Source organism: Prochlorococcus sp. MIT 1011, from assembly GCF_047305235.1.
Classification (GTDB): Bacteria; Cyanobacteriota; Cyanobacteriia; order PCC-6307; family Cyanobiaceae; genus Prochlorococcus_B.
The window spans coordinates 886,564-905,385 of sequence record NZ_CP138983.1 but is presented as its reverse complement, the minus strand read 5'-3'; the positions used below and the strand labels follow the sequence as shown (position 1 = coordinate 905,385).

Sequence of the window (18,822 nt, the reverse complement as noted above, 5' to 3'; positions counted from 1 at the left end):
ATGCTTGCAGAGTTGACAATGAAGTGTTGCGGTTTGCATTGTCGAAAATTGACATTGTTGTTACGCCCAATCAGTATCTTCCAAAAGGCAGGAATAATCTGAAATGTCGAAGAAAGTATCTTCGTTGAGTAGATCGTCGACTTCTGCTCGAAGCCAATAACTTAATGCCATTGTAATAAAAAAGTAGGGTTAAACGATACCTGGAATAATCCAGCCTGTGAATCCGTAATTGACTACAGCTGCAAGAAGGCCCATCATCGCTAAACGGCCATTCATTATTTCAGCTGTTTTCCAGTAGTTGTTTTCCATTAGACAAATCCTGGAATGATTTGACCGGTTGTTGCATAAGCGCCAATAAGAGCGATGCATCCAAACAATGCTGCGTAGCCGTTTAGTCTTTCAGCAGTTACCTTTTCAGGATCAATATTTCTGTTGTTGTTTTGAGTAGTCATTACACGACACCTGGAATGATTTGACCGGTTGTTAGGTATGCACCGATTAGTGCCCAGCATCCAACAAATGCTGCGTAGCCATTGAGTCTTTCAGCAATAACTTTACCTTCTTCTACTCTTGGAGTTTCTGTAGTTTGGTTTTTCATTAAACGACACCTGGGATAAGTTGACCGGTCGTTAGGTAGATACCTGTTAGTAGAACGAATGCCATCATGGCTGGTCTGCCGATGCTTCTCTCTAGAATTGTTTTGTTAGATGGTTGCATTGTTTTTAGTAGTTACTTATTAGTAGTTATTGGCTTAGAAAATTCCAGGAATGATTTGACCTGTTGTTGCATATGCACCGAAGGCTGCAACGAAGCCAAGCATTGCTGCCCAACCGTTAAACTTTTCTGCTTCTGGAGTCATGATGAATGCCGAGTTTTGTATGTGAATAAATGTAAACTAATTGTTAACGAACGTAAAGCCCTGCGAGTACGGCTTGCCTCCTAAAAATGAGATTCAGTTATAAAGGCTACAAAAAGGCCGTGACTGCAGTAGCTTTGACTACATTAGTTTTGAAATTACAAAAAAATATAATTTTCAACTAAATCAAAAAGCTCTGAAAAAAGTGTGACACTTGTGTGTATAAAATTAAGTTAAATGATTTTTGATTAGATTTCAGTTATAAAAAAAATCAATTTCTTTGGGTTTCAATCCATCCCAACCAGCTTTGATCAAACGCGTATTAAGAGTTTCCTGGTCATAATGCTTGGATCCAGTTTTAACAATACGGTTTCGCATTGATTTCTTAACTCCACTTCTTTTACGTGCATTTTCTTTATCCATGACTTCCCCATAAAGAGAAAGCATTTCTGAAGGAATAGGACTTCCATCTAGATCTAATCCAGCTTGGATAGCGTTATCAATTGCATCTGGGCCAGAAAACTCCACAAGAAAAAAGCGTAATGGACTTATTCTCCTATCGCATCTACCGATTTCTGGAATTCTTAGTAGAAAGAAGAAACGTTGTGTGAAATTTTACTTTAAGAGATAAATAACTGAAAGATTATTGGCTGGCATATCGATAACTTTATCAAGTTTAAATCCATTTTTAAATGCAATATCGTTAACGTTTTCTAAGTTGCGAAGCCCCCAGAGTGGGTTTTGCATTTTTAGGGATTGATCAAAATTCAAATTACTTTCTGAAGTTTGTTTCTCTTTTCTTAAGAAAGGTCCATAGAGCATCAAAAAATTACATTGATCTAGATATTTCTTTGATTCTTCAAACAAAGATCTTGTACAACTCCATGGTGAGATATGAATCATATTTATGCACACAATTCCTTTAATTAAAGCCCCAAGTCGATTGTTAATTGACCATGGACGCATTTCCACATCAAGATCAAGTGGTTCAGGCATTTTTGAATAAAGACCCTCATGCATAATCCATGAATTAATACTTTTTCTATGTACTAATTCGGGATCGCTAGTTTGCCAGGTAATTGATGGAAATTTTTTTTGAAAGAATACTCCGTGTTCTCCACTTCCACTAGCTATTTCTAAAAGCAAACTATTAGGAGAAATATAATTGCTTAAAACTGCGGCGATGGACTCACGGTTCCTTGTCGTAGCAGGAAAATTTAGGCGATAGTCGGGATTTATATTGTTCAACATTTATCAATAGTTAATAGTACTAACGAATCAGAATTGTGTGGAAGTTTTTCCTTAGAAAAATCTTTAATAACAAAAATAATCATTATTACTAAGGGAGCTAGAAATGCGGATGCGGCAACTGCTCCAATAATTCGTCTTGAATTTAATAATGAATTTTTAACTAACGGGTCACCGCAGAGGCCACAAATTAAAATACCATCACTACTAGTTTTATGAAACTGATAACGAGAAGAGCAGAAAGGGCAATAATATCGGCTCATTTCTGATCTTACAAAAAAAATTTATCTATATTAAATATGCCTACCATTATTAAAGCAAACTAATTTGATTAAATGTAGGATTGAAAGATGAGAGAAGAGAATGAGGTATCAAATCATCTTATAAGGAATCTTGAGAGAATATCTCCAGAAAATTCTATCTTTAATTACAAATCTGGAAGCAAAGCCTTTGTATCATTAGGAAAAGGAAATATTCGTGAATGGTTGGAAACATTTCTTCCAAATACAAGAATAATTATAGAACCAAAAATCATTGGATCAATCATTGGAATTCAATATATCAATGGAGAATTAAACAAGGTCATAAATAAAAATAGTCAAGACATTACAGAAAGTTTAAGCTCACTGAAAATTATTCCTAAAAGTCTACCGATAAAAAACAGAATAGAAATACAAGGAATTCTAGTCGACTATAAAACAACATCAAATAAAAAAAATAAAACTGAGTTTATAGAAATACAAAATTTTAAATCACAGTGTAAAAGACTAATGTTCTGCGCTTTTCAAATATTTCATTGTAATATTAATCATTATCAATCACTTCAAGAGTTAAAACATCTAAATTTTGAAATTCCACAAACTCAATTTACAAACTTCATCTCAGATATCGAAATCTATCTTCAATGCTGGAGAGAGGGTATGTTATTTACAAGCTATCCAACTAATGGACTAGTTTTGAAAATTAATTCAAGAAAATTTCAAAAGTATCTTGGAGGAAATAACATATCAATACCTTGGGCATACGAAGTAAATTAAATATTGTTGTTACGATGCAAAAAGCATCACAAGTCATGGGAGGAGTAGATATCCTTTCCCAAATGGGATTAACCATCCTAACCATAGGAATAGTATTTACAGTAGTTGTTCCACTAACAATGATTTTAAGAGGAAAGAAAGATTAAGTTATTTTCACTGACGTTTTTATCAAAAAAAGTTGAAAGTAACCAAACAAACAACTACAAAATAGGGATATAGATTACACTCGTAAAAACAAACTTTAATACAAGAAAGATATGAATAAAGATATAAAAATTCTAATTACTAATATAAAATACTTAATTGAGTCTATAAAAACTAGAAGATTTCATTTGAATTTGGTATTGCTATCAGGGTTACTCTTAGTACCATTGCAACAATCTAGATCTGAAGAAATTTTTCTTAAATGTGTTGGTACATATGAAATTAATAGAGGTGCCCTAATTAAACCAGATTGGGAAACAAGTTATCTGACAATTAATCTAGATGGATTATTATCTACTATTGAAGATAAAGGAATAAAAAAAGAAGGAAGGACTTTGATTAGACGTAATTTATACACAATTACGCACAGAGATAATAGAAACAGCGTTAAGAATATCTACAAAATAAATGGAAATCATGGAACATACTCAGTTGAATCTCCTCAAAGGAATAGAACTTTGATAGGCACTTGTCAAAAAGGAAGAGGATAAAAAAATTGATTTACAAACTTTAAACGACATCTTCAATTATTATCTAAATTGATTAGTTATCACTTCTTTTACTTTGATCAAGTCCTTGGGCTCTGCGGTTTTTGGCAATACCTCCTACCCCAAGCACTAAAAAAATCACGTAAAAAAATACAGTAGAAATAATCGTAATGATTGTAATCGTGGCAAAATTCATTAAAGAAATATTAATTCATATGTTCTCTAAATCTAACAGGAAGTATCAATACAACATCTTAAGTAAAGACAACAGTAACGCCGCTGATCAGTATGGCGAAGGTAATAATGAAAAAAGGTAAAACCTGAATTTGATTGTTATCCATAAATATCATTTTTCTATACCGTAATAAAACCACAGAAAAGACGAGACGAACAAGTAAGCAAAAACATTAGTAATAACCGACCTACCATAATTTTTTTGGTACAAAGCTATTGTTTAAGAAGACTTAAAGTATATATATTAGTAGCTAGAATAAAAAAACCCTTTTCAATCTTAAGTTAATATGTGGGTAAGCATAGATCTTTGCTTAGTACCAATAGGGGTCGGTGTCTCATTATCTCCATACATAAAGTCGTGCTTATCAATTATTGAGGAACACAAGCTCGAATATGAACTAGGTCCAAATGGAACTGCAATTGAGGGGGAGTGGGATCAAGTTTTTGAATGTGTAAAGAAATGCCATGAAGCAGTTCATAGCAAAGGTGCTCCACGTATTTACACAACATTAAAAGTAAATACACGTACAGATAAGAAGCAATTATTTAAAGAAAAAGTGGAAAGCGTAAGAGGCTCATAGCAAAAGGATTTAAAGCATTAAGAAAAGGTTTAAAACCCTAAAACAAAAGAAAGATCCCAACAATTACCCATGCATATCAAGATCTCTACTGATATAAAAGAAATACCAGCACGGTAATTAATGACTATCTTTGCTCGTCTAAGTAGATCAGAAGTTATTCACGGAAGAGTCGCTATGTTTATCGTTGCTATCTGGTTATTCACAAACTATCTAATTCGTTAAGAATGGCTAACCCTATTAAGACTTGGTTTTTTGAATTAATCGAAGATGCAATAGGCAGTAAAGCCATGAAGCAATTTAAGGAAGAAGAAGAAGAAGAAGAAGAAAAAAAAGAGAATCCAGAATCAAATGACGAGCCCAACCAAAATTAGATGTTAATAACTCCTATTTATTTAGATAGCCACAGAATCAATCCCATTCAGCCGCAACGGCTCTTAAACCACTAGCAATAATCTCGTTGGGGCAATTGGTATCCTCCTTTAAGGCTTTAGCGGCAAGATGAACATTCTCCCAAAATAATGATACTGCTCCTGTTTTTTGATCATCAGTGAATTTAAATTCCTCAAAAGCTTTTGGCATTTTCCTGTTTTTTTAAGTTCTAGCAAAAAATTCACTCGTCAACATCAATTTTCACAGCTTCAATGTAATTATCTTTTCTATTGTCTGAATATAGTTTTCTAGTGATAAAAACTGCAATGGTCGCTAAAAAAATAAAGCCAACACTTTGAACAAAATCTATATAGGTTGCCAAAAAATGACTCATTGGAAACTTGATTTTTTCAAATGTAGAGAAAAAAACATCAAAAGAGAAATTCAACAGCAAAAAGCAATAAACAGTAACTTAATAATCTTTTTAAGCCAAATGGCTTTCACCCAACAAGGTACCAGTACCTAGATCAAAAACATTATCCAAATTAGATAACAACTCTTTTAATTCTTCTCCACTGATTCTTTTAATTTCTTGGTAAGTTTCTTTAGACATCGAAAATACAAAATCAGATGCAAATTTAACGACTCCCAATCAGCCTCAGAGACCGTAAAGACCGATAGGGGTAATTGCCTTTCGGCATACTTCAATAAAAAGAAATAATGATAATAATAAGCATGGCTATATAAAAATTACTTATCATTACCACTAACAAAATAACAATATCCATGAAGAATAGATGTTAGGTAATTATTCCTGCACGGCTAATAGAGATTTGTTCTTATATTTTTGGAACTTCTCAGGACAACCTTCTTTTTATACTGAGCTTTAGAAGGTTGTTTCTTTGAATAAAAAACGTCAGTGCTCCTCCCCAGAAGCCAATCAATCGATGACCAGTGCAATTGATTGCCTGACGTACATTCATCTTAAAATTCCTTTTTCTTCAATGGTTCTGTAGGACCGTACGTCTTAGGTAGGGAAACCGTAGAAAGAATAAAACTCTTTTAATTAGACATTCAAAAAGGGCCTCAGGGGGCCCTTTTTCTTTACCGATTCTTTGGAAGCTTCTGGATATTGGTGGCCTGGGGCCAAGTGTCTAGTAGAAAGGCTTTTTTACTCCGTTAGGGCACCTAAACGATGCAGAGGAGTTTCGACTGAATTGACGCACCTATATCATTGATCCTTGTCGCATCAGACGAATAGCCTACTTATTCATTGAGAATGTTGGAGCAGGAACCAGAATTCAGTTCGCTTCTCTTAAATACTCAGGTGGAGTGTCGACCATCAATGGTGCCTCTTAACTCAACAAACTTATCTTTGCTCTATTCGGACCTCAACGCAATCAGCCTTAATGCCCATTGCATTTCCACTTAACCTGATCAAAAATAGTAAGTTTGGGGTCTAAGAATTTCATCTCAAATCAAAACTTCAATATGTCGAGACAACAAACAAGTAAACAAGATCAAACAAGCATTTTCGGTGAGATAGCTAAAGGGTGTAGAAGTGATCCTCAAAAAATTGAATTTTTCGATTGATCTAAGGAAGCATTTTTCACTGATTCAAATGAATCAACAAGCTCGGTTAATAAAGATATCCCAAAAGACTTAGACGAAGGGTTTTACGTATACGCAAATATGAAAAAACTTAGTGAAACGGAGCTTGAAGAGTTAAAAAGTCTGACCTGGAAGGAATACCCAGAAAACTTTAAGATATTTTTATTCGATTTTTGCATCTTAAATGGTGATGCATATTCAAAATACTTCCTCGATTCAAAGTAGTTTTGCAATTATCTAATACAATCCCCTTAGTAAAGGAACACGATAATTTGCTGTTGTGGAATACGGAGAATTGATCTATCACAGAATATTTAAAGACATCCAATAATATATTTATTGGATTTGGGCCACAAATATAATGCGTTATTGCAAGGAGGAAAGGAGCTTTTAAATTGAAGAAATAACTTTATTTCTCACCTAATGCTTGAAACAACTGTATGTACATTTGATGTGAATGTACCTTACGATGAATAGGTCAGAAAGTTTGACAACGACGAGGCTCAAGCAAGATCAGCTAAAGGAATAAGGGTGATTTTCAGAAGTGTCAACAAAGACAACCTGAAAAGCGATAGTTATAGTTCAAGCTTTAGAGGGCTGCTAGGGAAACATATACATGAGAACATAGAGATATTTGAAAAAATGGTGCAGTTGTGAGTACTGCAGAACCTAGTCTCTGGTCTTGAGGATCAACACTGCTTAGGTATAAATAAAGAATCAAATCTAAAGATTAGTCTCAATTAAATCTGAACAATGATTAGAAATCTGTTTTTCTTAATTCTCGGAGCATTTAGCGGTCTTTGGTTTATATGGCCTCAAATCATTACGACCAAAGGTTGGGAATGCACAAAAGATGTTATTGCATCTTCTAATGAAGATCTAACAGATATGGAATCATTAATTGAATCATTGCCAAACAGAATCAAATTAGGCTTGGCTGTTTCCCCTAGAACATTGTTAAAGAGAGAGAACCTTACTCGTATCGAGAAGCTCAGAATTGTTGGAGATGCTTGCTTTAGATAATTTAAAAACCTCAAGGAAAAAATATCATCAACAAAAAGTTGGCGTCTTAACTTATCAAAGCAATTGCTTCTTTTAATTCGTTCGCATGATTGATCTCATCCTGAGCAATTTCACGTATCCTCTGATCGTTTGGATTAACGGTTAGATACTTTGCATAAGTTTCATACGCATGCTCTTCAATTTTTATATTGATATCGTATGCATTTGAAGGAGATAGCAAGTAATAAAAAACCATTACCCAGTAATAGAAGAGCACTAAATGCCTAGCAAGAAATTGATCAACCCAATATCTATTGCCGCTTCTTGATTCCATCTCCTCTAAATGCTCCGTCTCATTGATTGCTTGGTAAAAATGAGCCTTCATAAGCTTGTTGCTTAAAGAAGTCTTTAGACCAAGCGATTCTTGTAAATGCAAAACTGATAAGAATGCAAAATAAGGTGCTCTAGCAATTACCTCAAGAACCCAAAAACGTTGTATCGGTCTACCTTCGTAGATCCGATCAAGAATACTTACACTGAAATCTAAAACAAACGAATTAAAACCTTTCATAATTCATTAGTGCGTTACTGAAGTATAAATACTTAATAAATGAATATGAGTTATAACTTATTTATTTAACTATCGATAGCAACCGGAGATGGATATGGAAGTAGACCAATGATTAACTCTATCTTGCTCGAACAGGCTGGTAAGCAGGAATCATCTTTCCTCCACCGAAATCGTCATCATCGTCTGGAAGCGCTCTTGAAATTAGTTCTACGAGAACTAGAGCAGCCATAGGATAGAAGCACCATAAAACAGCTTTCCAGATGGGAAATGAGTCTACTAGCTGAAGCTCAGACATGTATCAGAAAATTGTTTGCACAAACCTAACTGATCTAAAAATATTTAGTGTTACGGTTAGCACGAAGTGAATGTTTATCTAATCGATACTTGTGTAAAAAACACTTCAAGTTGTCTAAGTTTTCCACAGCCTCAGAGTCCTTAAATAACTCCAAGTTCTAAATAAAAAGCAATTCCAATAAAAAAGACCCTAGGTATGGTGTCCTACGGGCCTGGATGATGGGGATCTTATTTTTAACTGTTTTTCCTCCAAATTGCAACCCCTACCATATCTGGTGTTAGAAAGATTAAAAAAACAGAAAAAAAGACCCATATCTGGAATTATTAGCTTGCGTAATATTTACAAAGCGAGTAGTATTTTTGAATTACTGGGTGATGGGGATCTCTCAGTATCTTCTCCCTCAAATTTGAGGGTTTTTTTATGCCATGAATTTCTGCACGTAATTTCTATGATGGATTAAGGCAAAATTAGTAAAAAACTGTTGTGAGGCTTATTTTTTTCTCAAATCGAAAAGATGGAACAATTAACTGATGCAATTGGCAATCCCACCGCACTCTTAGTAGAGAGAATTTTTTGGTTGGGGTTAGGAACATTTTTAGGACTGGCAATAATTACTTCTTTACTAAGAGGATTAAAAGAAGGAAAAAACAAAACGACACCAGCTTCTCCTGATCAACTAGAGAATCTTGCTAAAAAAGCGATCCAACAAAACAGTGATAGCAATTGATATTGCTTATCAGATATTTTTATAGCCACCTACAAATTTACTTATGGTAGTTGGGGCGAGAACCGTACAATCAGCTACCACTGATTAGATGATGGGCAAATATACTTAATACGTATTCACAAAAACAATGAAATTAGTTCCTTACATATTCATGGCTGTTGCTATCTTCTCAGAGGTTTCAACAATCGCTACAACACCTATTATCTAACTGAATCTCATTGATTGAGTAATCAGACCTAACACGTTCTGGGGAATACCGACGTTAGATTGGATATAACTGTTTTACATTCATGCTCAAAAAGATATTTAGGGCTGCTAGTTTTTTAGCTTTGTCTATTTTTATAGCTTCATCAACTTTTTTATCAGGAATCAACCCTGCAGAGGCGGTCCAAATGGGCTCTGATATGAATGAAGACAACTCTATGGGTATTGTGATCGAAGAATCAAGTGAAACCATGGATGGCTCGAAAACTAGTGCTGTCCCAGATCTTGGAGATGATCAAGCATTTCCTTTTATTCCAGGTTTTGGTAAAAATTCCGGTAAAGACTGATTATCTTTTTGTTTAAAAGAATTGATTGATAATAAATTACTAATTTTATCGAAGGCTAGAAAAAATCCACAGATATAAGTGCTAATTAGCTAAAACATTTTTATGGAAAAATGGGAATCAAAAATAATTATTTTTATTATGTTTGCAGTGCTTGCAATTGGGTCAATCGCGCCATTGATAAGGATGATCAGCGATCGTATTTCCTAAGAATGACTTTGCTTAGACAAGCTGAGATGATTGAAGGACTTATTCCTAACATGATTACTTTTAAAATTTTTGCTAGTAAATTTCTTATTTAATAAAACTGAAAGATGGATTAATTGCCTGGGTGAGACAAACAAATCTAGAGAAAAATCTGTAGATTTATATGAAAATTGATTTAATTTAGACCTATTTAAAATATGCCAGGGATTATTTGACCAGTAGTGATATAAGCGCCAAGTAAAGCAATCATTCCAATCATTGCCCAACGGCCATTGGTCTTTTCTGCTTCTTCAGGATAGTTGGAATAGTTTTCAACTAATTGGGTTTGTACCTGGGTCGCAAACATGTTTTGCTTACCGTATTCAGTAATGATCTGGTTAGAAGCAGAACTGTAAGCTGGGATTCCTGTTGGATCAACTGATTGACCCTCTGATTTATTATCAGTTGGATCAATTGATTGATCAGAAACTGGGTTACTAGAAGTCATTTATTAACCTAAAAAATGCCTGGAATGATTTGACCGGTTGTTGCGTAAGCACCGAAAGCAGCAATAAAGCCGATCATTGCCATCCAACCATTAAACTTTTCTGCTTCTGGAGTCACGAGATTAATCTCAAATAATGCGCATGAATGTAAAGGAAAAGTAAAGGAATGTAAAGGGGGCACCCGTACACAGCAAAAGTTATCAGGGTTATTAGCTGAAGCAATATTTTTCATCCACGGTCTAAATAACAATTCCACTAACTTTGTTGGACTTAACTCAACTAGATGGATTTAATACCGGGTGTAGTTCTTTTCTTTGGAGCCATTGGAACTGTGGCTTTACTTGGGTGGGACACTTTCCAAAATCGTAAGCCAATTACAAAGGCTGAAATGCAGCAGGCACGTGGAACTAGAGCAGCTAAGCCACAACAAAAGAGAAGAGGGTTATTTAATAGAGGATAATTATGGGTGAAATTCAGACATACGCTTCAAGCTCAGGAGATTTTAATCTCCTTTTCGTTCTAATTATTGTTGGGACTTATCTCCTTTATGAGGTTGGAAAAGCAATATTGGACAACAACGATGATGATGACATGGATGGAGGAATGACGATGCGTGTAGCAGATGGAGCACAGGCCTGAATTGACTACCAAAATAATATTTACTCATTAACTACAACAATTTGTCGTCCCTAAACAGGTTTAAGCGTGAATTGAATATATAATTACTTATGTAATTAATTAAAAATTTTGAGCGAAGAAAATATCCAAAGAAAAATAGATGCTTTATTAAAAGAACTTCAGGAGAAGACAGCAGTTTCAGACGAGGAGATGGACGAATTTAAAAAAATAATGGATCTAGCAGATTTCTCACAAGACCAAGAATAATTTATGTATAAGTCGCGATGAATGAAGGTTTAGCGAGATGCAAGTTTTGACCAAATAAGCAGTACCAACACGTTAAACAATGCATATCCAAAAGCAATTGGGAGTTGGTAAAAGTATCCAACAATTGAAGAGGATCCCAAAATGATCAAACTAGTAATAAAAATATCTCTTGAAAAATTCACCTAAAAAACTCAGGCACTATAAATATCAAGATTGAAAATTAAATCATGAAAGTCGTATTTGATTTTCAATCGAATAAGAACTGCTTGTGCAGGCTTCATTGCCTGTAACTTGAGAAACAGCAATAACGAGAAGACTTAGAGAACCAACTGCTAAAGAAATTGTTCTAATAGCACTAGCTTTTTTAGAGATTTTCTTGCTCATATCAAAAAATCTTGATGTAATAAGAATATGATAACTATCCAAGCATAAAAGAGTATCCATTGATACCTAGTAGAAATAATTACCTAAAAATTATTAGAATAATTCTAAATAGAGCTAAATCAGTTGATATCTAGATTTAAATTGATTGCTTTAATTACAAGCTTGAGATGGTTGTTGCGAGCTTTCTTTTAACAGTTCAATCCAATCTTGCAAAGAATTTAATGAGTCAATATTCAATTGGTAATAAACCCATCTACCAGTTTGCCTATCGGTAATCAAACCTGCGTCTTTTAAAACTTTTAAATGAAAAGATATTTTCGATTGAGCTAATCCAATTTCTTTGATCAAATCGCAAACACATCGTTCTCCTCCTGAAAGAGACTCAATGATTTGCAATCGCAATGGATCAGATAAAGCTTTTAGCAATTTCCTAGCCATTGCATTTTCAAGAACTACTTCGCTCTTTGTCGCTGTGGCCATCAAAGAAGAAAAAATATAATCACATGATAAAACAAACCGCAGAAAAGGATTGCATAGACAAACCTATTTATATCAATATAAATTGATATGAGGAATCCAGTCCTTTGTTGATTCACTCAATTAACTCAATTACAGGTTATGCGAATCGGTATTAATGGTTTCGGTCGAATAGGACGACTTGTTCTAAGAGCGCTCTGGGGTAGAGAAAATATCGAGATTACACATATCAACGATCCATTGGGTGATGCAAAGGGAGCTGCGCATTTACTTGAATTTGATTCAGTGCATGGTCGCTGGAACAAAGCAATAAGCAACGACCAAAACAACCTGAGTATTGAAGATCAACCAATATCTTTTTCAAAGGAAAGCGATTTTATAAAAGTCCCATGGAAGGAAAAAGGAATAGAACTAATTCTCGAATGTTCAGGAAAATTCAAAACCCCTCAAACATTAAATCCATATTTCGATACTCTTGGAATGAAAAGAGTTGTCGTTGCATGTCCTGTTAAAGGTGAAATACAGGGAGAGGATGCTCTAAATATCGTCTACGGTATTAATCATGATTTATATAAGCCCAATAAACATCGCTTAGTAACAGCAGCATCCTGCACAACTAATTGCTTAGCTCCAGTCGTGAAGGTCGTTAATCAAAGCTTTGGCATTAAGCATGGAAGCATCACTACACTCCATGACCTAACAAATACTCAGGTAATCGTTGATTCATTTAAGCCAGATTTAAGAAGAGCCAGAAGCGGATCACAAAGCTTAATTCCAACAACGACAGGATCAGCAAAAGCGATAGGGATGATATTCCCTGAATTACAAGGAAAATTAAATGGTCATGCAGTTCGAGTTCCTCTCCTCAATGGATCTTTAACTGATGCTGTATTTGAATTAGAGAAAGAGGTCACGCAAGAAGAAGTCAATCATGTGTTCAAAGAAGCCTCTGAAGGAGAGCTGAAAGGAATACTTGGTTACGAAGAAAAACCACTTGTCTCAATTGATTATGTCAATGACTCAAGGAGTTCAATTATTGATGCGACCTCAACCATGGTGATCAACAAAACTCAACTGAAAGTCTATATTTGGTATGACAATGAATGGGGGTATAGCTGTCGAATGGCAGATCTCATATCACATGTAATAAAGCTAGAAAAAGAATAAAAATAAAGTATGAAATTATCGTCAATACAGCAATATGGAATCGTAACGACCAACTATTGGGCATTCACACTGACAGATGGTGCTCTAAGGATGCTAGTGATTTTTCACTTTCATAGCCTTGGATATACAACCTTAGAAATCGCATTCTTATTCCTTTTTTACGAGTTCTTTGGCGTCATCACTAATCTCTATGGTGGATGGATTGGAGCAAGATATGGATTACGTCTAACACTATGGGTCGGGACTCTTTTACAAATCGGTGCCTTATTGATGTTGATACCAGTTTCGAGTGGTTGGTCGAAACTTTTGAGTGTCATTTATGTCATGGTTGCTCAAGCGATTAGTGGTATAGCAAAAGATCTCAATAAGATGAGTGCTAAAAGTGCCATCAAAACTGTCGTTCCAGACTCCTCAGAAGAAGATGGTGGAAATAATCAATTATTTAAATGGGTAGCTATCTTAACTGGCTCAAAAAATGCACTCAAAGGAGTTGGCTTCTTTCTTGGTGGATTATTGCTGACCAGTTTCGGTTTTAATAAAGCAGTTGAATTAATGGCTATCGGTTTAGGTCTGTCATTTCTAATGACATTGATTTTGCCTGGAGATATTGGAAAGATGAAAAACAAACCAATCTTTAAAGACTTATTTTCTAAATCTCAAGGGATCAATGTCATCTCTTTTGCACGCTTTTTTCTTTTTGGGGCAAGAGACGTATGGTTCGTCGTTGCACTACCTGTTTTTCTTGAAACGTATCTAAATTGGAATTTTTCTGAGATTGGAGCTTTTCTAGGATTGTGGGTTATTGGTTATGGTTTTATTCAAGCGTTTGCGCCGTCTTTAAGAAATTTATGGGGAAATAAAACAAGCCCAGGAGTTTCTTCTGTTCAATTCTGGAGCGCTGCCTTAACTGCAATACCAGCGCTAATAGCAATAGCACTATGGCGACAAAGCAATCCAGAAATAGCAATTACAGCTGGATTGATATTATTTGGGTTCATATTTGCAATGAACTCATCAATACATTCATATATGGTTCTTGCTTATACGGACAAGGAAAACGTGAGTCTAAACGTAGGCTTCTATTACATGGCAAATGCGGCAGGGAGACTGATTGGTACTCTCCTATCAGGAGTTTTATTCATGCTTGGAGCTAATGCCTCTATAGGAATGCAACTATGTTTATGGTGTTCAAGCCTATTTGTATTTATCTCATTGTTGACTAGTTTAAGACTACCACCAGTTTCAAGTGCTATAGCTATTGAAAAAGCCTAAGATCCCATATCAATTAAAAATAAATTAAATATCACGCGAAAGAAATACTACTGAACCTCTGATTCTCGGTCATATTCAAGTCCAACTTCATTCATCCAAGCTGCTTTCGTTTTACAGTTTTTACCATGTTCGGCTAGATGTAATCCCTCAATCGAAATAAATAAAACTAGTAGTGAAACTGGAATCCACCAGATGGGTGATCCAACTATTCCCTTCCAATTATTCATTGATTCTTTTTTTTCATATTAAAGAGCTTATTTTTTAGCTTAAGTTAGGAAGTGACTGGCTAGCAAAAAAGACATTAAAAAGGAGGCTAATGCCTCCTTTTTAAGAGCATGAGGTTTAATTTATTTACCAATACGCTTTACAGCAGCGCGAGACTTGGAAAGAATATCACCTTTTAGAGGAACAAATCCAAGAGAAGGAGCCTTAGCCTGGGCTTTATCACTTAGTAGGTAGTTAAGTGAATCTTTAATGGCATCAGTGTTTTTACCATTACCAGTTTCGTAAGCAAGAATCCATGTAAGGGTTGCGATTGGGTATGCACCCTTGGACTTAGGGTTGGGATTTTTTCCGGCTAGATTTTTATCTAGTTGTATTCCATTAAGAGAAATCGCACCAGCCTCAGTAGTTGGCTGTAAGAACTCTCCTGATAAATTCTGGAGAGCGGCTGCTTTGATTTCACCTCCTATATATGACTGGTTTACATAACCAATTGCACCAGGAGTGTTTCGAATAACTCCAGCAACACCAGCATTACCTTTACCACCAACACCAGCAGGCCAGGCGACAGATTTACCTGTACCTAGTGTCCAGGTCTTTGAGAAAGCTTGCATGGAATTTGTAAAAGCCTTCGTAGTACCCGAGCCATCAGAACGATGCGCCCAAGTTAGTTTCCCTTCAGGGCAACCAACCTCTTTCCAGTTTGTAATTTTACCCATAGCAACACGAACTGCTTGCTCTTGAGTAAGTTTAAGATCGCAATCGTAGTTATAACCAAAGGCAATAGTGCCACCAACCATTGGGATTTGAACTAATCCACGCTTCACTTTTGCCATATCTGTTGCTTTCATCGGATCATCAGACGCACCGAAATTAACGGTTTCATCAATGAAAGCCTTGCGGCCAGAACCTGAACCAACAGCCTGATAGTTAACACGAGGTCCACGCTCTTTAGCTAAGTCAGAAAACCATCGAGTGTAGATTTTAGCGGGAAAAGAGGCTCCAGCTCCGCTGAGTCGAGCACCCGCAAGGGCACTTCCTCCTGAGCCAAGAATAATTAAAGAGGAAAGAATAATACTCTTCTTAGCAAAGCTCATCAAAGGTCTGCGACGTAAAAGCAATGGAAGCATAGAACGCGAAGGTACTGACATTGATCAATATTTATTGATATAATCAATATAGCTTGATATAGAGCTTGCGGCAAAAACTAGTTCAAAATAAAAATATATTTTTATGGAGCGAAGCGGTAGATTCGCAAGCCATAATAGGATTGATGCTTGGTTGAAAACAACCAATAGAACAATCAAGCATTTAATAAGAAGTTGAAAAACAAAGTAAAATATCTTCTAATAATCCTAGTCTTAATAATTGGCACATCTATATCTATTAGGCAATACAAAAACACATATCCAGATCCTAGTGAGAGAAAAGATTTATCTGTTAAAGGAATCTTTCTAGATTAAAATGTAATGTTTACAAAAATATAAAACATAAATAAGGTTTAAGGGCATAAATTTAGACTAAAATAGATAAAGAGTGAAGGCTTGAAGAAAAGAGGAAACTAAATGAGATGGCCACCGAATGCAGCTTGGACCTCAGCCGTAAAAAGAGAAGGTTATCGACATTTTGAAGTTAAAAGCTATGGAGGCAAAAAAGATGAACGGTGGGTAGAACTATTTCCAGTTAACAACAACGAAATTCTTATAAGAGTTCCATGGTCGGAATTAAAAACATATTCAAAGTGGACGAGTGGATGGCTTCAGTTGCCAAAAGATGAAGATTGCGATGGCAACTAATCTTTAGAGAAAATAAAAAAACAGATATTTAAGTAATTATTCCTGCACGGCTAATAGAGATTTGTTCTTATATTTTTGGAACTTCTCAGGACAACCTTCTTTTTATACTGAGCTTTAGAAGGTTGTTTCTTTGAATAAAAAACGTCAGTGCTCCTCCCCAGAAGCCAATCAATCGATGACCAGTGCAATTGATTGCCTGACGTACATTCATCTTAAAATTCCTTTTTCTTCAATGGTTCTGTAGGACCGTACGTCTTAGGTAGGGAAACCGTAGAAAGAATAAAACTCTTTTAATTAGACATTCAAAAAGGGCCTCAGGGGGCCCTTTTTCTTTACCGATTCTTTGGAAGCTTCTGGATATTGGTGGCCTGGGGCCAAGTGTCTAGTAGAAAGGCTTTTTTACTCCGTTAGGGCACCTAAACGATGCAGAGGAGTTTCGACTGAATTGACGCACCTATATAATTGATCCTTGTCGCATCAGACGAATAGCCTACTTATTCATTGAGAATGTTGGAGCAGGAACCAGAATTCAGTTCGCTTCTCTTAAATACTCAGGTGGAGTGTCGACCATCAATGGTGCCTCTTAACTCAACAAACTTATCTTTGCTCTATTCGGACCTCAACGCAATCAGCCTTAATGCCCATTGCATTTCCACTTAACCTGATCAAAAATAGTAAGTTTGGGGTCTAGCTAAGATCTAATCAATAAATCAAAAACATGAATCAGACTCCAGAGAAAGAGAAGGGAATGAGCTTTATTAAAAAAGCTGGTAAATGGGCTCCATTAGTTGGAGGAGCATGGATTGTTCTGAATATTGTTGTTCCATTAGCTCTTCTTCGTATTCCAGCAGTCCAAAAATACTTAGTAGTACTGGAGGACAAACTCCCTTTTGACATTCCAGGTATTGGTTAGATGGCAACAGAGATTATTTGTTTTTTCTTGCTTGGTATTGCAGCACTGCTTCTAAATGCTGGACTCGACGCTCAAGTTCTTCCACTCTTTTGGCTAATTCTTCCATTAGTAATCAAATTAAGTTTCGACAATATAACCAGAAAGAAAGCACTCCTCTTCAACAAACAAACGAAATAAGGGCTAAGGTCGTGAAAAATTAGTCGAAAAGCTTTGAACGAGTTACAAGCATTGACGCTATCAGGGGCATTAGCTGTATTTGCTATTACCTGGCTATTTTTTGGTTTTGGGGATGACGATGATGATGGAGGCGGAATGATGAGACCTGTCAGACAAAATGCAGATTAAAATCAGTTGCTAATTAGAAAGGGAAAAGCCTCGATTTGAAGAAGACATTCCAAGAGTATTTTTACAAGTCCTAAAGCTAATCAACCTTCTGATCAAGCATTAGCCTAAGTAATGAGAGCATGGGTATATGAAAAATTTTCTGATCAAATTAGCTTTATTCGTATTCATTGTTTTCTCTGGATTGAATAGTGCTGAGGCTGTAATACAAGGCTGGGTTCCACCAGAGGATTATGGAGAAGGTGACTCATATGAAATGGGAATGGAATCCGAAGAAGAAGCTGTAGGAATGGATTCACAAAGTGAAGAGTTGAGTATGGAGGATATTTTTGGGGATGAACAAGTTTTTCCTTTTCCACCTGGTCTAGGCAATTAATCAAAAGGCAAACATTCGCTTTAGTAAGGTAGATGCAGATAACTATCTAACTTTTAAGTTTGTTGAACTAATGGCAGCAATAAAAAAAGACTCAGAGCCTCTAGATAACTTATCCAGTCAAGAGATAGAGGATATTGTTAGATCAAACGAAATCTTGGATCAAGAAAATGAAAGACTAATCAAAGAAGAAGAAATAGAGGCACAAAGATTTTCAAAGACAAAATCTACAAAAAGATTGCTTAGACGATTAAGAAGATCTCCACTTGAAGTGATAAATCGATCACTATTTTTTGTATTCATTGGTAGTTTTATCTTCTCCTTTGTCTCTGTTTACTCAATCAATAAATTGTGGTTTATCTTTTATGTCATCAGTGCCTTCTCATGTGTGTTATACACTCCCAATAGACAAGCCCTCAAGGAACTAATTGCAGCATGGCCTAACATCGAAGATCTTTTAAAAAAAAGAAGTCTATGGAAATAAATTATTGAGACTTATAGGGCATAGATTTTAAAATTATTTTTTGA

Annotated in this window: 41 protein-coding genes; 20 read left to right on the top strand and 21 right to left on the bottom strand. The window is 35.5% G+C overall.

All coding sequences use genetic code 11. The features are described 5' to 3' along the window. Positions 1-189: 189 nt before the first annotated feature. The 8 genes from SIB75_RS05650 to SIB75_RS05615 form a co-directional block, all read right to left on the bottom strand. A complete protein-coding gene (locus SIB75_RS05650) occupies positions 190-309 on the bottom strand; it encodes a chlorophyll a/b-binding protein (RefSeq protein ID WP_413684629.1) in 120 nt (39 codons plus the stop codon). Continuing rightward, positions 309-452, bottom strand: a complete 144-nt coding sequence (locus SIB75_RS05645) for a high light inducible protein (protein WP_413682952.1) — start codon at positions 450-452, stop codon at positions 309-311. The genes SIB75_RS05650 and SIB75_RS05645 overlap by 1 nt, the downstream gene beginning before the upstream one ends. Continuing rightward, the gene (locus SIB75_RS05640) at positions 452-598 is read right to left on the bottom strand and encodes a high light inducible protein (protein ID WP_011294648.1); all 147 of its coding nucleotides are present in this window, start codon (positions 596-598) and stop codon (positions 452-454) included. Before SIB75_RS05640 ends, SIB75_RS05645 begins: the two co-directional genes overlap by 1 nt. After that, positions 598-717 carry a high light inducible protein gene (locus tag SIB75_RS05635; RefSeq protein ID WP_011294968.1) on the bottom strand — a complete coding sequence of 40 codons (120 nt, stop codon included), beginning with the start codon at positions 715-717 and terminating at the stop codon, positions 598-600. Before SIB75_RS05635 ends, SIB75_RS05640 begins: the two co-directional genes overlap by 1 nt. A 34-nt stretch (positions 718-751) precedes the next feature. Continuing rightward, positions 752-859: a high light inducible protein gene (locus SIB75_RS05630; RefSeq protein ID WP_011125327.1), complete on the bottom strand. Its 108-nt coding sequence runs from the start codon at positions 857-859 to the stop codon at positions 752-754. 252 nt (positions 860-1,111) lie between these two features. Beyond that, complete coding sequence (locus SIB75_RS05625; protein WP_413684627.1) at positions 1,112-1,384, bottom strand: DUF4090 family protein; 273 nt, start codon at positions 1,382-1,384, stop codon at positions 1,112-1,114. Between the two features lie 87 nt (positions 1,385-1,471). Beyond that, the gene (locus SIB75_RS05620; RefSeq protein ID WP_413684799.1) at positions 1,472-2,104 is read right to left on the bottom strand and encodes a DUF938 domain-containing protein; all 633 of its coding nucleotides are present in this window, start codon (positions 2,102-2,104) and stop codon (positions 1,472-1,474) included. Then, a complete protein-coding gene (locus SIB75_RS05615) occupies positions 2,101-2,367 on the bottom strand; it encodes a hypothetical protein (RefSeq protein ID WP_413684626.1) in 267 nt (88 codons plus the stop codon). The genes SIB75_RS05620 and SIB75_RS05615 overlap by 4 nt, the downstream gene beginning before the upstream one ends. Before the next feature lie 87 nt (positions 2,368-2,454). Between SIB75_RS05615 and SIB75_RS05610 the strand changes: the two genes are divergently transcribed. The 6 genes from SIB75_RS05610 (at position 2,455) to SIB75_RS05585 (ending at position 5,019) form a co-directional block, all read left to right on the top strand. Beyond that, positions 2,455-3,141, top strand: a complete 687-nt coding sequence (locus SIB75_RS05610) for a hypothetical protein (protein ID WP_413684624.1) — start codon at positions 2,455-2,457, stop codon at positions 3,139-3,141. 14 nt (positions 3,142-3,155) lie between these two features. Further along, complete coding sequence (locus SIB75_RS05605; RefSeq protein WP_413684623.1) at positions 3,156-3,287, top strand: hypothetical protein; 132 nt, start codon at positions 3,156-3,158, stop codon at positions 3,285-3,287. Between the two features lie 111 nt (positions 3,288-3,398). Next, complete coding sequence (locus tag SIB75_RS05600; RefSeq protein ID WP_413684621.1) at positions 3,399-3,836, top strand: hypothetical protein; 438 nt, start codon at positions 3,399-3,401, stop codon at positions 3,834-3,836. A gap of 518 nt (positions 3,837-4,354) precedes the next feature. Beyond that, positions 4,355-4,648, top strand: a complete 294-nt coding sequence (locus SIB75_RS05595; RefSeq protein ID WP_413684620.1) for an MTH1187 family thiamine-binding protein — start codon at positions 4,355-4,357, stop codon at positions 4,646-4,648. 120 nt (positions 4,649-4,768) lie between these two features. Then, a complete protein-coding gene (locus SIB75_RS05590; RefSeq protein WP_110860922.1) occupies positions 4,769-4,870 on the top strand; it encodes a chlorophyll a/b-binding protein in 102 nt (33 codons plus the stop codon). A 2-nt stretch (positions 4,871-4,872) separates the two neighbouring features. After that, a complete protein-coding gene (locus SIB75_RS05585) occupies positions 4,873-5,019 on the top strand; it encodes a hypothetical protein (RefSeq protein WP_413684618.1) in 147 nt (48 codons plus the stop codon). 37 nt (positions 5,020-5,056) lie between these two features. Here SIB75_RS05585 and SIB75_RS05580 read toward each other — a convergent pair whose 3' ends face one another. From SIB75_RS05580 to SIB75_RS05565, 4 genes are all read right to left on the bottom strand, one after another. Further along, complete coding sequence (locus tag SIB75_RS05580; protein WP_413684617.1) at positions 5,057-5,227, bottom strand: hypothetical protein; 171 nt, start codon at positions 5,225-5,227, stop codon at positions 5,057-5,059. 31 nt (positions 5,228-5,258) lie between these two features. Then, positions 5,259-5,411: a hypothetical protein gene (locus SIB75_RS05575; RefSeq protein ID WP_413684616.1), complete on the bottom strand. Its 153-nt coding sequence runs from the start codon at positions 5,409-5,411 to the stop codon at positions 5,259-5,261. Positions 5,412-5,501: 90 nt separating this feature from the next. Further along, the gene (locus SIB75_RS05570; RefSeq protein WP_413684615.1) at positions 5,502-5,630 is read right to left on the bottom strand and encodes a hypothetical protein; all 129 of its coding nucleotides are present in this window, start codon (positions 5,628-5,630) and stop codon (positions 5,502-5,504) included. Between the two features lie 244 nt (positions 5,631-5,874). Further along, entirely contained in the window at positions 5,875-6,000 is a 126-nt protein-coding gene (locus SIB75_RS05565; RefSeq protein ID WP_413684600.1) for a hypothetical protein, read from the bottom strand. A 1,381-nt stretch (positions 6,001-7,381) separates the two neighbouring features. Between SIB75_RS05565 and SIB75_RS05560 the strand changes: the two genes are divergently transcribed. Then, a complete protein-coding gene (locus tag SIB75_RS05560; RefSeq protein WP_413390619.1) occupies positions 7,382-7,651 on the top strand; it encodes a hypothetical protein in 270 nt (89 codons plus the stop codon). Between the two features lie 46 nt (positions 7,652-7,697). On the opposite strand, the gene SIB75_RS05555 is transcribed toward SIB75_RS05560, so the two are convergent. After that, a complete protein-coding gene (locus SIB75_RS05555) occupies positions 7,698-8,201 on the bottom strand; it encodes an alternative oxidase (RefSeq protein ID WP_413684613.1) in 504 nt (167 codons plus the stop codon). A 118-nt stretch (positions 8,202-8,319) separates the two neighbouring features. Continuing rightward, complete coding sequence (locus SIB75_RS05550; RefSeq protein WP_269605792.1) at positions 8,320-8,496, bottom strand: hypothetical protein; 177 nt, start codon at positions 8,494-8,496, stop codon at positions 8,320-8,322. A 514-nt stretch (positions 8,497-9,010) separates the two neighbouring features. On the opposite strand from SIB75_RS05550, the gene SIB75_RS05545 reads away from it, so the two are divergent. Then, positions 9,011-9,223, top strand: coding sequence for a hypothetical protein (locus tag SIB75_RS05545; RefSeq protein ID WP_413684612.1), 213 nt, complete (start codon positions 9,011-9,013; stop codon positions 9,221-9,223). A 290-nt stretch (positions 9,224-9,513) separates the two neighbouring features. After that, entirely contained in the window at positions 9,514-9,774 is a 261-nt protein-coding gene (locus tag SIB75_RS05540) for a hypothetical protein (RefSeq protein WP_413684610.1), read from the top strand. 394 nt (positions 9,775-10,168) lie between these two features. Here SIB75_RS05540 and SIB75_RS05535 read toward each other — a convergent pair whose 3' ends face one another. Together SIB75_RS05535 and SIB75_RS05530 are read right to left on the bottom strand one after the other, a co-directional pair. Further along, positions 10,169-10,324, bottom strand: a complete 156-nt coding sequence (locus SIB75_RS05535; RefSeq protein WP_187146463.1) for a high light inducible protein — start codon at positions 10,322-10,324, stop codon at positions 10,169-10,171. A gap of 149 nt (positions 10,325-10,473) precedes the next feature. Further along, entirely contained in the window at positions 10,474-10,581 is a 108-nt protein-coding gene (locus SIB75_RS05530) for a high light inducible protein (protein ID WP_011294533.1), read from the bottom strand. Between the two features lie 165 nt (positions 10,582-10,746). On the opposite strand from SIB75_RS05530, the gene SIB75_RS05525 reads away from it, so the two are divergent. The 3 genes from SIB75_RS05525 to SIB75_RS05515 all read left to right on the top strand — a co-directional run bounded on the left by SIB75_RS05525 (position 10,747) and on the right by SIB75_RS05515 (position 11,348). Beyond that, the gene (locus SIB75_RS05525) at positions 10,747-10,923 is read left to right on the top strand and encodes a hypothetical protein (protein ID WP_413390626.1); all 177 of its coding nucleotides are present in this window, start codon (positions 10,747-10,749) and stop codon (positions 10,921-10,923) included. Positions 10,924-10,925: 2 nt separating this feature from the next. Further along, on the top strand, positions 10,926-11,102 hold the full coding sequence (locus SIB75_RS05520; RefSeq protein ID WP_413684608.1) for a hypothetical protein: 177 nt from the start codon (positions 10,926-10,928) through the stop codon (positions 11,100-11,102). Positions 11,103-11,210: 108 nt separating this feature from the next. After that, positions 11,211-11,348: a hypothetical protein gene (locus SIB75_RS05515; protein WP_413684606.1), complete on the top strand. Its 138-nt coding sequence runs from the start codon at positions 11,211-11,213 to the stop codon at positions 11,346-11,348. 225 nt (positions 11,349-11,573) lie between these two features. Here the strand turns inward: SIB75_RS05515 and SIB75_RS05510 are convergent, their stop codons facing one another. Both SIB75_RS05510 and SIB75_RS05505 read right to left on the bottom strand, forming a co-directional pair. Next, entirely contained in the window at positions 11,574-11,792 is a 219-nt protein-coding gene (locus tag SIB75_RS05510) for a hypothetical protein (RefSeq protein WP_413684605.1), read from the bottom strand. 90 nt (positions 11,793-11,882) lie between these two features. Further along, positions 11,883-12,212 (bottom strand): ArsR/SmtB family transcription factor, encoded by a 330-nt coding sequence (locus tag SIB75_RS05505; protein ID WP_413684604.1) that lies wholly within the window; start codon positions 12,210-12,212, stop codon positions 11,883-11,885. A 138-nt stretch (positions 12,213-12,350) separates the two neighbouring features. Between SIB75_RS05505 and SIB75_RS05500 the strand changes: the two genes are divergently transcribed. Both SIB75_RS05500 and arsJ read left to right on the top strand, forming a co-directional pair. After that, entirely contained in the window at positions 12,351-13,376 is a 1,026-nt protein-coding gene (locus SIB75_RS05500) for an ArsJ-associated glyceraldehyde-3-phosphate dehydrogenase (protein ID WP_413684603.1), read from the top strand. Positions 13,377-13,385: 9 nt separating this feature from the next. Beyond that, positions 13,386-14,648 carry an organoarsenical effux MFS transporter ArsJ gene (arsJ, locus tag SIB75_RS05495; protein ID WP_413684602.1) on the top strand — a complete coding sequence of 421 codons (1,263 nt, stop codon included), beginning with the start codon at positions 13,386-13,388 and terminating at the stop codon, positions 14,646-14,648. Between the two features lie 47 nt (positions 14,649-14,695). Here arsJ and SIB75_RS05490 read toward each other — a convergent pair whose 3' ends face one another. Both SIB75_RS05490 and pstS read right to left on the bottom strand, forming a co-directional pair. After that, on the bottom strand, positions 14,696-14,875 hold the full coding sequence (locus SIB75_RS05490; protein WP_413684601.1) for a hypothetical protein: 180 nt from the start codon (positions 14,873-14,875) through the stop codon (positions 14,696-14,698). A gap of 120 nt (positions 14,876-14,995) precedes the next feature. Then, positions 14,996-15,967, bottom strand: coding sequence for a phosphate ABC transporter substrate-binding protein PstS (pstS, locus tag SIB75_RS05485; RefSeq protein WP_413684797.1), 972 nt, complete (start codon positions 15,965-15,967; stop codon positions 14,996-14,998). A gap of 468 nt (positions 15,968-16,435) precedes the next feature. On the opposite strand from pstS, the gene SIB75_RS05480 reads away from it, so the two are divergent. Then, on the top strand, positions 16,436-16,666 hold the full coding sequence (locus SIB75_RS05480) for a TIGR02450 family Trp-rich protein (protein ID WP_011823827.1): 231 nt from the start codon (positions 16,436-16,438) through the stop codon (positions 16,664-16,666). 85 nt (positions 16,667-16,751) lie between these two features. On the opposite strand, the gene SIB75_RS05475 is transcribed toward SIB75_RS05480, so the two are convergent. After that, positions 16,752-16,877, bottom strand: coding sequence for a hypothetical protein (locus SIB75_RS05475; protein WP_413684600.1), 126 nt, complete (start codon positions 16,875-16,877; stop codon positions 16,752-16,754). A gap of 507 nt (positions 16,878-17,384) precedes the next feature. Between SIB75_RS05475 and SIB75_RS05470 the strand changes: the two genes are divergently transcribed. From SIB75_RS05470 to SIB75_RS05450, 5 genes are all read left to right on the top strand, one after another. Further along, entirely contained in the window at positions 17,385-17,579 is a 195-nt protein-coding gene (locus tag SIB75_RS05470) for a hypothetical protein (RefSeq protein ID WP_011823828.1), read from the top strand. Further along, positions 17,580-17,756, top strand: coding sequence for a hypothetical protein (locus SIB75_RS05465; protein ID WP_413684598.1), 177 nt, complete (start codon positions 17,580-17,582; stop codon positions 17,754-17,756). A gap of 33 nt (positions 17,757-17,789) precedes the next feature. After that, a complete protein-coding gene (locus SIB75_RS05460; protein ID WP_011294994.1) occupies positions 17,790-17,924 on the top strand; it encodes a hypothetical protein in 135 nt (44 codons plus the stop codon). Between the two features lie 127 nt (positions 17,925-18,051). Next, positions 18,052-18,297 carry a hypothetical protein gene (locus tag SIB75_RS05455; protein WP_413684596.1) on the top strand — a complete coding sequence of 82 codons (246 nt, stop codon included), beginning with the start codon at positions 18,052-18,054 and terminating at the stop codon, positions 18,295-18,297. Positions 18,298-18,367: 70 nt separating this feature from the next. Further along, positions 18,368-18,778 carry a DUP family protein gene (locus SIB75_RS05450; RefSeq protein ID WP_413684595.1) on the top strand — a complete coding sequence of 137 codons (411 nt, stop codon included), beginning with the start codon at positions 18,368-18,370 and terminating at the stop codon, positions 18,776-18,778. Positions 18,779-18,822: the final 44 nt, after the last annotated feature.

Excerpts from the sequence above, each read along its gene's own strand:
- SIB75_RS05650 (WP_413684629.1), bottom strand. The coding sequence starts at position 309 with ATGGAAAACAACTACTGGAAAACAGCTGAAATAATGAATGGCCGTTTA.
- SIB75_RS05645 (WP_413682952.1), bottom strand. The coding sequence starts at position 452 with ATGACTACTCAAAACAACAACAGAAATATTGATCCTGAAAAGGTAACT.
- SIB75_RS05640 (WP_011294648.1), bottom strand. The coding sequence starts at position 598 with ATGAAAAACCAAACTACAGAAACTCCAAGAGTAGAAGAAGGTAAAGTT.
- SIB75_RS05635 (WP_011294968.1), bottom strand. The coding sequence starts at position 717 with ATGCAACCATCTAACAAAACAATTCTAGAGAGAAGCATCGGCAGACCA.
- SIB75_RS05630 (WP_011125327.1), bottom strand. The coding sequence starts at position 859 with ATGACTCCAGAAGCAGAAAAGTTTAACGGTTGGGCAGCAATGCTTGGC.
- SIB75_RS05615 (WP_413684626.1), bottom strand. The coding sequence starts at position 2,367 with ATGAGCCGATATTATTGCCCTTTCTGCTCTTCTCGTTATCAGTTTCAT.
- SIB75_RS05610 (WP_413684624.1), top strand. The coding sequence starts at position 2,455 with ATGAGAGAAGAGAATGAGGTATCAAATCATCTTATAAGGAATCTTGAG.
- SIB75_RS05605 (WP_413684623.1), top strand. The coding sequence starts at position 3,156 with ATGCAAAAAGCATCACAAGTCATGGGAGGAGTAGATATCCTTTCCCAA.
- SIB75_RS05600 (WP_413684621.1), top strand. The coding sequence starts at position 3,399 with ATGAATAAAGATATAAAAATTCTAATTACTAATATAAAATACTTAATT.
- SIB75_RS05595 (WP_413684620.1), top strand. The coding sequence starts at position 4,355 with ATGTGGGTAAGCATAGATCTTTGCTTAGTACCAATAGGGGTCGGTGTC.
- SIB75_RS05590 (WP_110860922.1), top strand. The coding sequence starts at position 4,769 with ATGACTATCTTTGCTCGTCTAAGTAGATCAGAAGTTATTCACGGAAGA.
- SIB75_RS05585 (WP_413684618.1), top strand. The coding sequence starts at position 4,873 with ATGGCTAACCCTATTAAGACTTGGTTTTTTGAATTAATCGAAGATGCA.
- SIB75_RS05580 (WP_413684617.1), bottom strand. The coding sequence starts at position 5,227 with ATGCCAAAAGCTTTTGAGGAATTTAAATTCACTGATGATCAAAAAACA.
- SIB75_RS05575 (WP_413684616.1), bottom strand. The coding sequence starts at position 5,411 with ATGAGTCATTTTTTGGCAACCTATATAGATTTTGTTCAAAGTGTTGGC.
- SIB75_RS05570 (WP_413684615.1), bottom strand. The coding sequence starts at position 5,630 with ATGTCTAAAGAAACTTACCAAGAAATTAAAAGAATCAGTGGAGAAGAA.
- SIB75_RS05565 (WP_413684600.1), bottom strand. The coding sequence starts at position 6,000 with ATGAATGTACGTCAGGCAATCAATTGCACTGGTCATCGATTGATTGGC.
- SIB75_RS05560 (WP_413390619.1), top strand. The coding sequence starts at position 7,382 with ATGATTAGAAATCTGTTTTTCTTAATTCTCGGAGCATTTAGCGGTCTT.
- SIB75_RS05555 (WP_413684613.1), bottom strand. The coding sequence starts at position 8,201 with ATGAAAGGTTTTAATTCGTTTGTTTTAGATTTCAGTGTAAGTATTCTT.
- SIB75_RS05550 (WP_269605792.1), bottom strand. The coding sequence starts at position 8,496 with ATGTCTGAGCTTCAGCTAGTAGACTCATTTCCCATCTGGAAAGCTGTT.
- SIB75_RS05545 (WP_413684612.1), top strand. The coding sequence starts at position 9,011 with ATGGAACAATTAACTGATGCAATTGGCAATCCCACCGCACTCTTAGTA.
- SIB75_RS05540 (WP_413684610.1), top strand. The coding sequence starts at position 9,514 with ATGCTCAAAAAGATATTTAGGGCTGCTAGTTTTTTAGCTTTGTCTATT.
- SIB75_RS05535 (WP_187146463.1), bottom strand. The coding sequence starts at position 10,324 with ATGTTTGCGACCCAGGTACAAACCCAATTAGTTGAAAACTATTCCAAC.
- SIB75_RS05525 (WP_413390626.1), top strand. The coding sequence starts at position 10,747 with ATGGATTTAATACCGGGTGTAGTTCTTTTCTTTGGAGCCATTGGAACT.
- SIB75_RS05520 (WP_413684608.1), top strand. The coding sequence starts at position 10,926 with ATGGGTGAAATTCAGACATACGCTTCAAGCTCAGGAGATTTTAATCTC.
- SIB75_RS05510 (WP_413684605.1), bottom strand. The coding sequence starts at position 11,792 with ATGGATACTCTTTTATGCTTGGATAGTTATCATATTCTTATTACATCA.
- SIB75_RS05505 (WP_413684604.1), bottom strand. The coding sequence starts at position 12,212 with ATGGCCACAGCGACAAAGAGCGAAGTAGTTCTTGAAAATGCAATGGCT.
- SIB75_RS05500 (WP_413684603.1), top strand. The coding sequence starts at position 12,351 with ATGCGAATCGGTATTAATGGTTTCGGTCGAATAGGACGACTTGTTCTA.
- arsJ (WP_413684602.1), top strand. The coding sequence starts at position 13,386 with ATGAAATTATCGTCAATACAGCAATATGGAATCGTAACGACCAACTAT.
- SIB75_RS05490 (WP_413684601.1), bottom strand. The coding sequence starts at position 14,875 with ATGAATAATTGGAAGGGAATAGTTGGATCACCCATCTGGTGGATTCCA.
- pstS (WP_413684797.1), bottom strand. The coding sequence starts at position 15,967 with ATGAGCTTTGCTAAGAAGAGTATTATTCTTTCCTCTTTAATTATTCTT.
- SIB75_RS05480 (WP_011823827.1), top strand. The coding sequence starts at position 16,436 with ATGAGATGGCCACCGAATGCAGCTTGGACCTCAGCCGTAAAAAGAGAA.
- SIB75_RS05475 (WP_413684600.1), bottom strand. The coding sequence starts at position 16,877 with ATGAATGTACGTCAGGCAATCAATTGCACTGGTCATCGATTGATTGGC.
- SIB75_RS05470 (WP_011823828.1), top strand. The coding sequence starts at position 17,385 with ATGAATCAGACTCCAGAGAAAGAGAAGGGAATGAGCTTTATTAAAAAA.
- SIB75_RS05465 (WP_413684598.1), top strand. The coding sequence starts at position 17,580 with ATGGCAACAGAGATTATTTGTTTTTTCTTGCTTGGTATTGCAGCACTG.
- SIB75_RS05455 (WP_413684596.1), top strand. The coding sequence starts at position 18,052 with ATGAAAAATTTTCTGATCAAATTAGCTTTATTCGTATTCATTGTTTTC.
- SIB75_RS05450 (WP_413684595.1), top strand. The coding sequence starts at position 18,368 with ATGGCAGCAATAAAAAAAGACTCAGAGCCTCTAGATAACTTATCCAGT.